General features: G+C 52.7%; 9 protein-coding genes and 1 tRNA gene. 8 read left to right on the forward strand and 2 right to left on the reverse strand.

The window, feature by feature from the left end; all coding sequences use genetic code 11:
• The first annotated feature begins 24 nt into the window (after nt 1-24).
• From pfkA to glgA, 7 genes are all read left to right on the forward strand, one after another.
• Complete coding sequence (pfkA, locus tag Dform_RS07090; RefSeq protein ID WP_076004399.1) at nt 25-993, forward strand: 6-phosphofructokinase; 969 nt, start codon at nt 25-27, stop codon at nt 991-993.
• Between the two features lie 117 nt (nt 994-1,110).
• On the forward strand, nt 1,111-2,085 hold the full coding sequence (locus Dform_RS07095; RefSeq protein WP_076004400.1) for an ornithine cyclodeaminase family protein: 975 nt from the start codon (nt 1,111-1,113) through the stop codon (nt 2,083-2,085).
• 72 nt (nt 2,086-2,157) lie between these two features.
• Nucleotides 2,158-5,880: an MASE3 domain-containing protein gene (locus Dform_RS07100; protein WP_083635395.1), complete on the forward strand. Its 3,723-nt coding sequence runs from the start codon at nt 2,158-2,160 to the stop codon at nt 5,878-5,880.
• Nucleotides 5,881-5,992: 112 nt separating this feature from the next.
• A complete protein-coding gene (locus Dform_RS07105; RefSeq protein WP_076004402.1) occupies nt 5,993-6,400 on the forward strand; it encodes a response regulator in 408 nt (135 codons plus the stop codon).
• A 228-nt stretch (nt 6,401-6,628) separates the two neighbouring features.
• Entirely contained in the window at nt 6,629-7,150 is a 522-nt protein-coding gene (locus tag Dform_RS07110; protein ID WP_076004403.1) for a mycothiol transferase, read from the forward strand.
• 94 nt (nt 7,151-7,244) lie between these two features.
• On the forward strand, nt 7,245-8,519 hold the full coding sequence (locus tag Dform_RS07115) for a glucose-1-phosphate adenylyltransferase (protein ID WP_076004404.1): 1,275 nt from the start codon (nt 7,245-7,247) through the stop codon (nt 8,517-8,519).
• A 9-nt stretch (nt 8,520-8,528) separates the two neighbouring features.
• Nucleotides 8,529-10,004 (forward strand): glycogen synthase GlgA, encoded by a 1,476-nt coding sequence (glgA, locus tag Dform_RS07120; RefSeq protein ID WP_083635397.1) that lies wholly within the window; start codon nt 8,529-8,531, stop codon nt 10,002-10,004.
• A gap of 25 nt (nt 10,005-10,029) precedes the next feature.
• Here glgA and Dform_RS07125 read toward each other — a convergent pair whose 3' ends face one another.
• Complete coding sequence (locus tag Dform_RS07125; RefSeq protein ID WP_145925546.1) at nt 10,030-11,502, reverse strand: M1 family metallopeptidase; 1,473 nt, start codon at nt 11,500-11,502, stop codon at nt 10,030-10,032.
• Between the two features lie 105 nt (nt 11,503-11,607).
• Here Dform_RS07125 and Dform_RS07130 point away from each other — a divergent pair.
• Nucleotides 11,608-11,683, forward strand: a tRNA-Ala gene (locus Dform_RS07130).
• A gap of 441 nt (nt 11,684-12,124) precedes the next feature.
• On the opposite strand, the gene Dform_RS07135 is transcribed toward Dform_RS07130, so the two are convergent.
• Entirely contained in the window at nt 12,125-14,542 is a 2,418-nt protein-coding gene (locus tag Dform_RS07135; RefSeq protein ID WP_076004406.1) for a multicopper oxidase family protein, read from the reverse strand.
• Nucleotides 14,543-14,790 lie beyond the last annotated feature (248 nt).

Genomic DNA, 14,790 nt, shown 5'->3' on the forward strand with positions numbered 1-14,790 from the left:
AAGAACTTATCTGGAGAGGCTCAGTTGAAGAAGATAGCCGTTCTCACCAGCGGCGGTGACGCACCGGGGATGAACGCGGCGATTAGAGCCGTCGTCAGGCTTGGCATCGCTTCCGGTTTAGAGGTTATAGGCACCAATAACGGCTATAGCGGACTCATTGCTGGAGAGTTCCGGCCTCTTGGCGCGCGCGATGTCTCCGGAATCATCCAATCAGGGGGCACCATCCTGGGCTCCAGCCGCTCTGCCGAATTCGAAACTGAGTCCGGAAGACAAAAAGCCCTCGATAATCTTGTCAAATCAGGGATCGAGGCATTGGTCGTCATCGGCGGCAACGGTTCCCAGACCGGCGCTCATCTTCTTAACGAGATGGGCTTCCCGGTTGTTGGAATTGCTTCGACCATCGATAATGATCTGTATGGCACGGATCAGAGCATTGGGGTCGACACGGCGCTAAATATCGTGTTGGAAGCTATTGACCGCATCAAAGTCACGGCCACATCTCACCATCGAGCCCATATCGTGGAGACGATGGGAAGGAGCCACGGCTACCTGGCTTTGACCGCCGGTATCTGCGGGGGAGCGGAATTCATTGTTATCCCCGAGGTAGAGGTTGAACCCAAACAGATCGCCCAGGTCATCGAAGAGACTTATGCGCGTGGTAAATCTCATTGCCTGATTGTCGTTGCCGAAGGCGCCTACTGGAACGCAACAAGGCTCCAGGAACACTTCAAAGAGAATGCCAGCCTGGGATTTTCAATCCGAACGACCATCCTGGGCCACGTCCAACGCGGCGGGGCGCCCACTGCCTTTGACCGGATGCTCGGTACCCGCATTGGTGTGGCGGCCGTCAAAGAACTTGTATCTGGCCGCGCGGGCTCGCTGCTCGGTTTGGCTTGCGGGGAAATCGCCGCGACCCCGTACGCGGACGTCGTAACCAACCTCAAAAAACTTGATCTCTCCGTCCTCGATACGGCGGAAAAACTCGCGCGATAAGGACCGGGAATGGGAAACAGGGCTGGATCTCTTCTATTTGATCCGGGATTACAAACGGGGATAAACCGCCACCTGATTGTTAGATAGGAAAATCGCGATAAAGAGGGGAGTTTCCCGATGTCTACTTTGCTCCTCACCCGGCATGACGTTCTGGCACTGATCACCATCCCGGAAACATTGAGAGCCGTCGAACAGGCGTTTACAGATTATGCCCTGGGCAAGGCAGTAATGCCCTCAAAGGCTTATCTGACTTTAGCTTCGGGCGATTTCCGGGCGATGCCGGCATCCGTGCCGGGCGCGGCCGGCCTGAAATGGGTCAACGTGCATCCCCAGAACAATAAACGCGGATTGCCGACGGTCATGGCGATCGTTGTTTATTCTGATCCGGATACCGGTTACCCGTTGGCGATCCTGGACGCCACCGAACTCACCGCTTACCGGACCGGGGCGGCTGGCGCCATTGCCAGTAAATACCTGGCCCGGAAGGATGCCAGATCGCTGGGGCTCATCGGCACTGGCAAGCAAGCACAAACGCAACTGCTGGCCCATGCCGAATTTTTCAATTTTGACGAGATACTGGTCTTCGACCGCTCGCTTGAATCAGCAACACTATTCAAATCGCTGTTCCCCCATTTTCCCGTCAAGATCGTGACCCTTAAAGAGGCTTGCGGCGCCGACATCGTCTGTACCCTGACGCCGACGCGAAGCCCTTTCCTCAAACTCGCATGGCTCAAGCCGGGGGCGCATGTCAATGCCATCGGCGCTGACGCGCCTGGTAAAGAGGAATTGGAACCTGAGGTGCTGGAGATTGCCAAAGTGGTCGTCGACGACATTGAACAATCAACCCACGCCGGGGAGCTTAATGTTCCGGTTTCAAACGGGTCATTCAGCCCAGCGAAAATTTACGCCACCCTGGGCGAGCTGACGTCTGGGAAAAAGGTGGGGCGCGCCGACCCGAAAGATATTACCGTTTTCGACTCAACCGGGCTGGCGATCCAGGACATCGCAACCGCTCGCGTGATCTACTCCAAGGCCCTGGAAAATCGAAGCGGGCTGAATTTTGACTTCATTCAACGTGAAAACAGTTTTTGACAAAAAACGTTCCACTTTTGCCCTGGTCCACATGAAAGGTATAATAACCCATTTTATGTTGCCTAAGACGTAATGTTAGCACCTGAGACCAAAACCGCCACAATTTCGGTACGAATGCTCATTGCCGGGGTTTTGGCTTTTGCCGGGTTTTACATCTTATCAAGGGCGGATTACCTCCTTTTCCACAGCATTGTGGAACTGCTCGGCGTCGCCATTACGTTCAGCATCTTCGTTATCGCGTGGAACGCCCGCCGGTTTATGTCGAACGATTATCTGCTGTTTATCGGCGTCGGTTTTTTATTTGTCAGCATTTTGAGCGCCATGCATACCCTGTCCTACCGCGGCATGGGAGTTTTTATTGGCTTTGAACCCACCAACCTCGCCGCCCAATTTTGGATTGCCGCCCGTTACCTGCAAAGTTTCACATTGATTCTGGCGCCCTTATTCATCCACCGCCGGTTGAATTCCAACCTTGCGTTCACAGTCTTTGGCATTGCCACGGCATTGATCATCATGTCAATTCTTGTCTGGCAGGTCTTTCCCGCCGCTTTTGTCACAGGGAGCGGACTTACCGCTTTCAAAATCATCAGCGAGTATGCCATTTCGGGGATCCTGCTGGGTGCCGCCCTGCTGCTCCGGCGGCATCGAGCCAAGTTCGGACTCAATGTCGTCTCCTACCTCACAGCCGCCATGCTGGTGAACATAGCGGCTGAGATGGCGTTTACCCTCTACACCGACGCATATGGCTTCCTGAATGCCGTCGGGCACTTCCTGATTCTTATTTCGATCTATTTCATTTACAAGGCGATCATTGAGACCGGTCTTTCCCGGCCGTTCGACCTCATGTTTCACCAGTTGAAATTGAATGAAGAGCGTTTCGAAGAACGCGCTAACGAATTGCAGCGCTTTGAACTCCTGTCCAACAACTCGCGCGATATCATTCTGATGATCAGGGCCGACGACGGGCATATCGTCGAAGCCAACACTGCCGCGACCGCAGCTTATGGTTACACCAGAAACGAACTCCTTGCCTTGAAAATCGGCGACCTAAGGGCCGAAGGCGATCAAAATATCATTTCCTGGCAAATGGCTGAGGCCAACGACACCGGTATCATGTTCGAAACCATCCATCGGCGCCGCGATGGCCGCGAATTTCCGGTGGAGGTCAGTTCCCGGGGAGCTACCATAGCCGGGACCAGGCTGTTGCTCTCCGTGGTGCGTGACATCACAGACCGTAAAAGAACTGAACAAGCCTTAAAACAGAGTGAAGCCAAGCTACGCTCACAACTGGATTACATCCTGTCTCCTGAAGGGGACCTGGGTGAACAAGAATTGCTGGCCATCCTCGATCTACCCGTAGTTCAAGGCATGATGGACGATTTGTACGAGGTGACGCGGCTGGGATTTGCGATTATCGACCTCAAGGGCAAAGTCCTTGTCGGTACGGGTTGGCAAGATATTTGTGTTGAGTTCCACCGGAAAAATCCAATTACCTGCGCAAACTGTATCGAGAGCGATCTTGCCCTGACTCAAGGCGTCAAAAGGGGAGAATTCAAGACCTACAAGTGTAAGAACAATATGTGGGATATCGTTACGCCCCTCTACGTTGGCGACCGGCATGTTGCCAACGTATTCACCGGGCAGTTTTTCTTTGAAGATGAGCAACCGGATGCCGAACTTTTCGCCAAGCAGGCTAACCGATTCGGATTCGATAAATCCGCGTACCTCGCCGCTTTGAATCGCGCCCCCCGCCACAGCCGGGAAAAAGTAGCCGCCCTGATGGATTTTTTCACCCGTTTCTCTTCGATGGTTTCGGAATTGGGTTACTCCAATCTTAAACTGGCTAAAGCCAACGCGGATCAGCAACAAGCCGCCGAGGCGCTCAAAATAAGCGAGGAACGTTTCAATAAAGCTTTTAAAGCCAGCCCCGCCGCTTCTGCCATCACCAGGGTAGATGACGGAACGTATATCGATGTTAATGAAAACTACGAACGCCTGATGGGATATTCAAGGGATGAGCTGGTGGGCCGGAAAACCACTGATTTCGACATCTATCTTCATCCGGAACAAAGGTCGGAGATAGTCCGTTTGATGAGCGAAACAGGGAGAGTACGAGACTTTGAATTGACCCTGCGGAAGAAAAACGGCCAACTGCTGGATACGCTATCTTCACTCGAAATAATCAACCTGGGGGAACAGAAATTATTCCTCTCGACCATTATCGATATCACCGACCGAAAAAAGGCTGAATCGGCCGTCAAGGCGGCCGCCGAGGAATGGCAGGCAACTTTCGACTCAATCAACGACATCATCATGCTTCTGGATCCGAATCACAGGATAATTCGCGCTAACCAAGCCTTCACTGAAACGTTTAAAATTCCAGCCGAGCAGGCGGTGGGGAAATTTTGCTACGAAATCGTCCATGCCACTGCTCACCCACCAGCGTTTTGTCCGCACCGCCGTACGATAAACTGCGGTACGGAAGCCAAAGAAGAGTTCCTAGAACCGAATTTGGGCATTTATATCGAAGCCACGACACTGCCCATAATCGATAATTCCGGCAAGTGCACCGGCAGTGTTCACATCGTCAAAAATATTCACGAACGAAAATTAGCCGAAGCGGAGCGTGAAAAACTGCACCGGCAGATCGACGAACAGCGTCGCCTTCTACAAAACACGTTGGACCAGTTGCCTGCTGGAGTGGTCATCCGGGATGTCGGCGGAACCCTGGTGATGGCCAACAGCCAATTTTCCGTGATCTTCGGCGAACCGCCCGGTAACGAAAATACCTTTGATCTGAACCGCAGTTTTCACCGTGATGGCAAAAAATACCTGGCGGGTGAATGGCCGATGAACCGGACAATTGCCACCGGTAAAGCCATAGACAATGAAGAGGTGGACATTGTCCGTGGGGATGCAAGCCGCGCCACGATCAGTGCTTCAACAAGTCCCATCCGAAACGATGCCGGGCAGATCATCGCCTACGTCGGAGTTTTCCGCGACATAACCGACAGCAAGCGGGCGGAGGGAGCCATTCAGGAACTGAACGCGACGCTTGAACGCCGGGTCGAGCAACGCACCAGAGAGCTTGAAAGCGCCTATGCCGACCTGTCTGAGCAATTGAAGCTCAGGGCCAAGGCGGAAGAATCACTCCGTTCGTTATCCAGCAGGCTGCTTTCCATCCAGGAAGAAGAGCGGCGGACGATCGCACGCGAACTTCATGATCAAACCGGCCAAAGCCTGACGGTGCTGAAGCTTATGTTCGGAAGAGCCGACCGGATGGCGCCCGAGGAAATGAAACCGATCCTCAAGGACACCGGGAACCTGATCGCCGACATTATCAAACAGGTGAGAAGCCTTTCCCTGTCTCTTCGACCTGGCATCCTGGACGATTTGGGGTTGGTCCCGGCAATGGAATGGCTTTTCAAGCAGCTTCAATCTCAGGCGGACCTGCTGGTTCATTTCGAACACGGTGAAATTTCGGGATTGTCCACGGAAATGAATACGGTCATATACCGGATTACCCAGGAAGCGCTGACCAATATAATGCGGCATGCCGGTGTCAAGGAAGCCTGGATCCAGATGTCGGTGGCTGATCGTGGGCTGTACCTGAGGATCGAGGATCACGGTCGCGGATTTGATACAACAGTTTCAAACCCATCGACCGGACTGTCGGCGATGAGAGAGCGAGCGGCGCTCCTGGGAGGGAGTTACAACCTTGAATCCAGCCCCGGCAGGGGCACGGTCATCAACGTGGTTTTACCTTTAAGGAACCCGGCTAGTGATTCCGGTTGACATTATTAGTGTGGTATAGCCTGCTAAATACGTATCATTACGTATTCTCAAACAACTCCGACTAACTTAAAATTACACTATGAAATCATATAGCGATGACGGTGCTTGGGATATGACAACCATTATACTGGCTGATGATCACAAGATAGTGCGGCAGGGCGTTCGGGCGTTGCTTGAATATGAACCCGATTTTAATATTGTCGGCGAAGCGGGCAGCGGTACGGAGGCCTTGTCAATGTTGGAGAGTACCATCCCCGATGTGCTCGTGACCGATCTCTCAATGCCCGGGTTAACGGGAATCGAGCTGGCTAGCGAGATCAGGAAGCGCAACTGGCCGACCAAGGTAATCATTCTCTCGATGCACGGGGATGAACCTTACGTCGCCCGGGCTCTGGCAAGTGGGGCATCGGGTTACATTCTAAAAGAATCCGGAGTTGAACATACGGTAAACGCCATCAGGGAAGCCCTGGCGGGCGGACTTTATGTCAGCCCTCCGTTGATCATGCCCTCGGTTAACTGAAAATCAATCCGGATGACTTAGAGGTCTGCGTAAAGCGTCATGTGACGTGAACACTGGTAATCTGGCGATCAAAAACAAAAGCCGGTGTCACAATAACGCTTCACATGTGTCTGAACGAATGATCAGAGGGCTCCGCGCCCCACTGGCGGTCAAACTTGATTCGGTAAATTCCCTCCATTAGGTTAGGAATTGGGTTAGGCAACTGTGTATTTTCAAGTGGGGTGACCGATGGATTGGCGAGATCTGAGCATCGACGGCTACAACCGGATTTTTGAACTCCTCGATCCGGCGTTGCAGGGCATGTCGCAGACGGAGCTGAATCAACAGCCAAAACCCGACTGCAACAGCCTTGGCTGGACCGTCTGGCATCTGGCCCGGGGTCAGGACGCTCAGATTGCGGACCTGGCAGGAACCGAACAGCTCTGGATAAAAGACGGCTGGCATGATAAATTCAACCTCCCTCCTGATCCTGAGGATACCGGGTTCGGAGACAGTATAGAGCAAGTCAGAGCTTTCAAATCACCTTCGGCGTCAGTACTGGAATACTGCCGCGCAGTGGTCGCCGCCTCAAATCGATATCTAAAAACCGTCAATGCGAGTGAACTCAACCGTGAACTCGACGAATCCTATCAACCAAGGCCTACCGTTGGAGTCCGCATTGTTTCAATTATGGCTGACGCATTGGTCCATGCCGGTGAAGCCGCCTATATCCGCGAGCTGATCAAAGGATCCGGGTGGCTGGGTTATTGAAGGACCTGCGGCCGTGTTGTTTACTTAGGATGAAGCATATACAATATCACAAACCGATCCGGTAACAGCGGTCAATGCGCGAAGGTGAGCATCGATGCCCTCCTTAAAGGATATCCTGGCGGTCATTATGGGCGGCGGCCGCGGCACGCGCTTGCACCCACTTACCGCGTTAAGGGCTAAGCCAGCTATCCCTCTTGCTGGCAAATACCGGCTCATCGACATCCCCATCTCCAACTGCATCAACTCCAGCATTTTCAGGATCAGCGTACTTACCCAGTTCAATTCGGCTTCTCTCAACCGGCATGTCAGCCAGACCTACCAATTGGACAGGTTCCATGCAGGGTTCATCGAAATCCTGGCCGCCGAGCAGACTGCGGTGACCAGCGACTGGTACCAGGGGACGGCTGACGCCCTTCGGAAGCAGCTGATTCAAATCCAGTCCGCCAACCCCACAGATGTCCTGATACTGGCCGGGGACCACCTGTATCGCATGGATTATTCCAGGATGGTCGAATACCACTGGTCTTCAGGCGCCGATATAACCGTCGGCGTCATTCCGATCAACGGAGAGGAAGTCGACCGGTTCGGGGTCTTGAAACGCGGCGCGGATGGCAGGATCATCTCTTTCAAGGAAAAACCCAGGGATGCGGCATCGCAGGCTGCTATGGTCAGTTATCCTGACCGGACGAACTGTTATCTTGGCTCGATGGGCATCTACGTATTTAAAGCCGGTGTCCTCGCCGACATCCTGACGAATAAACCGGATTTCGTCGATTTCGGCAAGGATGTCATCCCCTGGGCGGTCGACAATTTGACGGTTTTCAGCTATGAATTCGATGGCTATTGGCGGGATATCGGAACCATCCGCTCATTTTACGAGACCAATCTCGAATTGACACGCCAGGACGCCCCGTTCAATTTCTACGACCCTCGCGGACCGATATATACTCACGCCCGTTTTCTTCCCGGTTCAATTATTGAAGATTCCAGTGTGCATGACGTCCTGCTAGGTGACGGGTGCCTGCTCAAAAGTTCCAGCGTCATCCATTCGGTAGTCGGCGTCCGCAGCCAGATAAGGCGCGGCAGCGTGATCAGCGACTCCGTGCTGATGGGTGCCGATTGTTACCGGGCTGACAACCACGACCGGCCGATAGGCATCGGGGAGAAATGCTACATCCAGGGTGCTATTATCGATAAAAACGTCAGTATCGGCGCGGGTAGTGTGATCAAACCCTTCCCGCGCGGCACCAACGAAGATCACGGTAGTTGGGTCATTCAGGACGGCATTGTCGTCGTGCCGAAAGGTACCGTGTTACCCGAAGGCACCATTATCGAACCCAAGACGATCGCCAGACAGCTGACCTTTTAAGTCGAATCGATGCCCGACAAAACACTAGGTTCGGACACCTCGAAACCCATCATCACCATGGCTTCCGCCGAGATTGTCCCGTTTGCCAAAACCGGGGGACTGGCAGACGTCGTCGGCGCCTTGTCTCAAGCACTAGCGTCATCTGGAGCCACGGTTAATCTCATAATGCCGGCGTACCGTAGCGTCATCAACGGGTCACTCGTCGATCTGAAGCCGGTCAAAAACATCAGCATCCCAATCCGGGGTAAGATCGTCTCCGGCCAGCTTTATAAAAAACGCATCAATTCCTCTCTAAGCGCCTATTTTATTCGCGCCGACGAGTATTTCGACCGCGAATGTCTTTACGGCGACGAATCCGGAGACTATCCTGACAACGCTGAGCGTTTCGCCTTTTTTTCCCGCGCGGTACTTGAAGTCGCCAGGCTCACCAAGACCGAGATCATCCATCTCCACGACTGGCAGGCAGCCCCGGCGGCGGCTTTCCTCAGGCTCCAACCCGAAAAATACCCGGAATTAGGAAAAACAAAAATCATCCTGACGATCCATAATCTTTCTTACCAGGGCATATTCAGCAGCGACCACTGGCCGGCCCTCGATCTCGATTGGGGCTACTTTGATCCCGGGCACCTGGAATTCTGGGGTAAGATAAACTACCTGAAATCCGGTATTGCCACCGCCGACCGGATTACCACCGTCAGTCCGACTTATGCCAGGGAGATTCAACAGGAAGGCGGAGGTTTCGGTCTGGAAGGGCTGCTGCGGGAACGGTCTAGCCGGCTCACGGGAATCTTGAATGGAATCGATTATGAGAGCTGGAACCCGGAAAGTGACTCATACATCCAGAAACGTTACTCTGCCTCGGACACCTCGGGGAAAAAGGAATGCAAACGTTTTCTCCAAGAATGCTATGGCTTGAAGGAGGATCAGGAAGTCCCGGTAGCCTGTATCGTAACCCGCCTCGTGGAAGGCAAGGGGCTGGAATTGATAGTGGATGCCGCTCAAGAGATTCTTTCATCGGATATCCAACTCCTCGTGCTCGGCCGGGGCGAAAGCCACTATGAAACCTATTTCAGCGAGCTGGCTAAGAATCATCCAGGTCAGGTCGGTGTTAAAATCGCTTTCGATGAAGCCAGCGCCCATCAGATGATCGCCGGGGCGGACATTCTACTAATGCCTTCGAAGCGTGAGCCTTGCGGCCTCACACAAATGTACGCGGTAAGGTATGGCACTATCCCCATCGTCAGGCGAACCGGAGGCCTGGCCGATTCGGTCGAGCCTTATAACGCTGCTAACGGCAGCGGAACGGGCTTCATTTTCGATAATTTTTCGCCTGAAGACTTCCTTGAGGCGATCAAGCAGGCAACGATTGTTTACAGGCAAAAACCGGATTGGGAACACCTTGTCCGCCGAGCGATGACAGCCGACCACTCCTGGAACCGCTCTATGCAGCAATACCTCCGGTTGTACCTCGAACTGATAAAATAGAAACCTTTCGCCATCGGGTCCCCAATTAAGGCAGCACCCACTTCAGGAATATCGCATTCAGGTCTTTGCCCGAACGCGATTGGAACCATTCTTCGAACGAGGCCGTATCGACCACTTGCCACCGGAAATTCTCGCAGTAACCCCGCAGACAGTTGTCGAAAATCGGCCCGCCGAGAAAATCGGCGAGCGCTACGAGGAACAGCGGGCCCCGCCCGTAAATAATCGAACCGTAAGTGTAGCCCGGATATGACGACACGGGCATCCCGATGGGAATTTCGGCTTTGAGAGTACGGGACCAAAAACTGTTCCATCCTGATTTGGAGGCATTCCAGCCGTCCTGGCCGTGAATATCGAGGTAGTATAAGCCGGTGACATACTGGGTCAGCGATTCGTCGAGCCAAGGCTGATCGACCTGATCGTTGCCAATTAAGTTGTAAAACCACTGGTGCCCCGTTTCATGGGCCACCGTTTCCTCCAGAAGACCAAGATTGTCGTACACACTCATGCCAATCCCGACGATGCCGGGGTATTCCATTCCGATGCCGCCTCCGGAAAGAGCCAGCGGGACGATATCGAACTCGGTGTAGGGGTAAATACCGAAGCGGTTATTGAAGACACGTATGGCGTCAACGGCGGTCGATAATGCCCTGTCGGCTCCGTTCTGCTTTCCCTGAAGATAATAGCTGTTAACTGTAGTTTCACCGACTGTCGTACTCTTCAGGGCTAACTGGTTACTTGCTACAAGGTAGAAATCCCGCGCGGGACCATCGGCAAAAGTAATTGTCTGATTATTCTCCTGTTGACTTCGCGCAATTTCCACCCCTGATGCCACAATGGTTGTATTTGATGGCGCCGTAACGTTCACCTGAAAAAAAGCGGCATCGTTGTAGGTTTTGTCTCCGTCGGGATCCGTCGCTTCGATGTGCCAGCCGTTTTCATCGTAGACCGGGATGATCGGGAAGAAAGAATCCAAAGCCAGGACGCCGTTGAAGTAACCAAGAAGTCCAAAATTCTGTTCGGTAGTCAAAGGCAGCGTCAGGCTAAAATCCAGGCTGATTGTAATCCCGTCTCCTGGTTTCAACGCCGCTGGAAGAGTTACTTTAAGAGCCGATGAACTTGAAGTTGTCTCGAAACTTGCCGGTTTTCCATCGACAGAAACGACTGAAACGACTTCCTGCCCGCCTGATTCGTTCGAAAACAATCGGAAATACACCGATGGCAACTCAACCGTTTCCCGGTTAATGTAGCGCACCTCTTGGTGGCCGTTGACTGTTCCGAAATTTGGGGAAATGCTCACATCCAAATGGTAAACTGTTGCTTCTGACATCGTCGCGAGAGTGGCATGTTCGCCCTGGATAAGGTTGGCCTCGTAAACACTCAGGTCATTCCAGTTGACTTCCGTTGGAGTCGTCTTCGCCGGGGAAATACATCCGCAAGCCGTGATGACAAGCATCACGCCGGCTACAATCGGTTTACTGAAGTTCTTAAATGTGCTCACTATTATATTTTAGACTATCGGAGAATCAACCTGAATCACCAGTTTGACACGATTTGTGTTTGCAGAAAACCAGGCTGATATGCTATATTTCGGTTCTGTCCCCGTGGGGCCGTAGTTCACTTGGGAGAACGTTTGACTGGCAGTCAAAAGGTAGAGGGTTCGATCCCCTCCGGCTCCACCACCACTTTTCACTCAAGTCTAGATCCCTCTTTACTATCCGGAGAACGTCCCGACAGCGTCGGGAAGGTAGAGGGTTCGATTCTCGGCTCCACCAATTTTCCGTCTCACGATCGACTTTATTTTTGATTTGTTTTTGCTTCACTAAAAAGCTTTTATTTCGAAACGAATCGGTCTAAATTAGCTTTGCCGCAAACCTGCGATTCGTTTTTGAAACCGAACCCTCCGAGGTTCAGTCCAGCAAGAAACGATTCATCCGCTGAAATGTGCAGATACATTTGTGCTATTTTTGTTCACTCGGTATTATAGCACACTGGTTCTCTAAGGTAGTCAAGCGTCTCGTGTCGTTTTTGGCTTGTTATTTTATTATGTTAAGTCTCAAATGAATATAAAGAGGAGGCTAATAACTTAGCCTCCTCGAAGAGCCGATACTCCTGACTAATTATTAGTAGTCAATGCCCATCTTGAATTTCCTCGCGGCGAGAGGAGTCCTGGGATCCGGGACGACGGCATCCGGTCTCATCATCTCGTTGTCTTCATGGTCCACGATATGACAATGCCAAACGTAATCGTAGATCGCCCCGGAACGGCCGGGAATGGCATCGTTCGGGATAAAGTCATAACGCAACGAAGCTGCGTTGCTATTGTTCTTGATTCCCAGGTCCGTGGCCGCCCACCTTACCACAAACCGGGTGACGTAACCCGGGAGAGCCAGAACCGTGTCCTTCCACCCGGCTTCATTCGGTTTAGGAGGCAAAACGTCACCGTCCAAGAAAGGTGAAACATCCGGGTTTCCACCGTATTTGTTTCCGGAAGCAGTTGATGGTCCATAGCTCAATGGCGGCCCGTAGGCGGGAATAAATTCACTTCCGGGGAACGATCCGTTGTATACCGCCTGGTAACCGTCCGGAGCCCCGTCCCCCAGGTAGAAGCTCTGCCGGTTCATCAACTGGAATTGCGCCAGATGAGTGTGAATGGGATGGGCATCCATAGTCGTATTGACGATTTCCCAGATTTCAGTATCGCCCTCTTTAGGCAACTCGGTAAGCCAGTTGCCGACGCCGTCCGCAACTCCGCCATTGACTGGAATCAAAGGCGGACGCATCATCTCATTCGGGTCTGAGTCGCTCGGCCGTAATCCCATCCATTTAGAGTTGTTAACCAGCACTTCGGCAGGGCCACCGGCGAAAAACTTGCCGTCGAGATTAACACCGTCGGGCTCGTACTTTGCAATCTCCACCAGCACCAGGGACCTAGTGAGATCAGCAACAACACCTTTGGCAAGGGTCCCGGCCGCAGGATCAACCAATCTTACGATGGCGTCTTTTTTACTCCTGATCGAAGCGCCAGCGACCGACGGATCGAAGCTCGTGTCCACTAAGGACGCTCCGCTCACAACCACAAACTGCATGACCCTGCCAGTCGTGGATGGAACAGCCTGATCATTCAGGTCGCCACCGAACGGAGAATCCGGTCCGAGATTGTTAAGGACCAATTTGGTTCCGTCGGAGAGCCCGGCAAAATCGATAATGAATTCCGCGCGTTCACCTGGCATGACCATGAGTTCGGTCAAACGGACGGGTTTGTCCAGATATCCCTGATCAGTGCCGATCTGCCAGATGACAGGGTGAGCCGAATTTACGGTAGCCGCGGTATCCTGGAAGGTCAAGCGGTAAGTCCGTGCGTTTGACCCGTTGATCAGGAAAAAGCGATACCGCTGAGCCTTAACTTCCAGGTAGGGCCAAACCTTCCCGTTGACGGCGATGGTATTGCCGAAAAATTCAGGCGACCAGTACAGGTGATCAGGAGTCGGGCTGGGATTGTCCGGATCATCCGGCCCGCCGGTGAAGTACAACTGACCATCCGTATCGAATTTCCGGTCCTGGATGACGAGCGGAACGAGGGTATCATCCGACGGGTTTGGACCTAATGCGCCGCCTCTTAAACCTGTCGCATTTAGACCCGGGGGAAGGGACAAGTTGGGATCGATGAGCGCATAAGCGCCAGCCAAGCCGCAATAGACGTTAAGGCGGGTAGCTCCAAGGGTGTGATCATGGAACCACAAAGGCGCGGCCTCTTGAACATTAGGGTATCGATAGATGCAATAGTTTTTAGCAGAATTCCCATCCTTGGAATAAAATGCTTTGCCGACCTTACTGCCATCGCTAACAAACCACGACTCGGGACCTCCGTCGATCGCCGCGGGATCCTCAGCACCATGTAGATGCACTGCCGCGGGTATGGGACCGGAGTAATGAGCCGGGTTGCCAATGAACTTCGGGTCGGGAGTGTCATACTCGACATACCTCGGGACCCCGTTGGGGTTGGCCCAGTGAAGACTCTGGTCTATTGAGTAGGTATAGGCCTGAATTTGGGTTGAATCTGTGGTGCCCAGGTTGTTCGTAAATTTGAATTCGGTCGGTTTTCCACGGGTTGCCACTAAGACCGGCCCCGTGTAAGTTTCACGCGTTGGGCCCTTGTCCGTGCCGGCGGACAAATATCCCCAGACCCAGGTGCCGTCATAGTTACCGCCTGACGCAGGCGCGAAAGAGTCAGGCAGCATCCTGGCTCTAAATTCCTCCATGCTGATCCCAATCTGGGATGCACCGGCCACGATAGTCTGGATCGGTCCGCCTGCCACACTCAGCAGGGGCAATGGTTGAGCGAATTGCTCGATTGTCGTTGAATCTTCGAGAGGCGTTTGAGGCGTAAAAGAAGCATCGGTCAGATTTGCTGCGTGGACCCGCTTAGAATCGACCAACTGAAGACCAGTAGCTGCTATCGTTCCAAGAGCAGCCCCGGCAAGCCCGGTTGCCTTAATGAAACTCCGACGCGTCATCCGTGTAAAATTGAACTTTTCCATTTCATCTCTCCTTTCAAAACTATATATGGTATCGCCACCATGAAAATAAAAACTTCGACAACCTCCTCAAAATCTCCACAATCAGTTCTAGAACTATTATGTGGGGAAACTGGTCATTTTGATATAGGTATCGCCACGTATTTTTACGTGATAAAATACTTAATTTCTTCACACTTAAACTCAGTTTAGTATGCAAAATTATTGTAACGTTGCCGAATGCCCTAAAAGTACAAATATATCGAATTTCT

This window comes from Dehalogenimonas formicexedens, assembly GCF_001953175.1.
Lineage (GTDB): Bacteria > Chloroflexota > Dehalococcoidia > Dehalococcoidales > Dehalococcoidaceae > Dehalogenimonas > Dehalogenimonas formicexedens.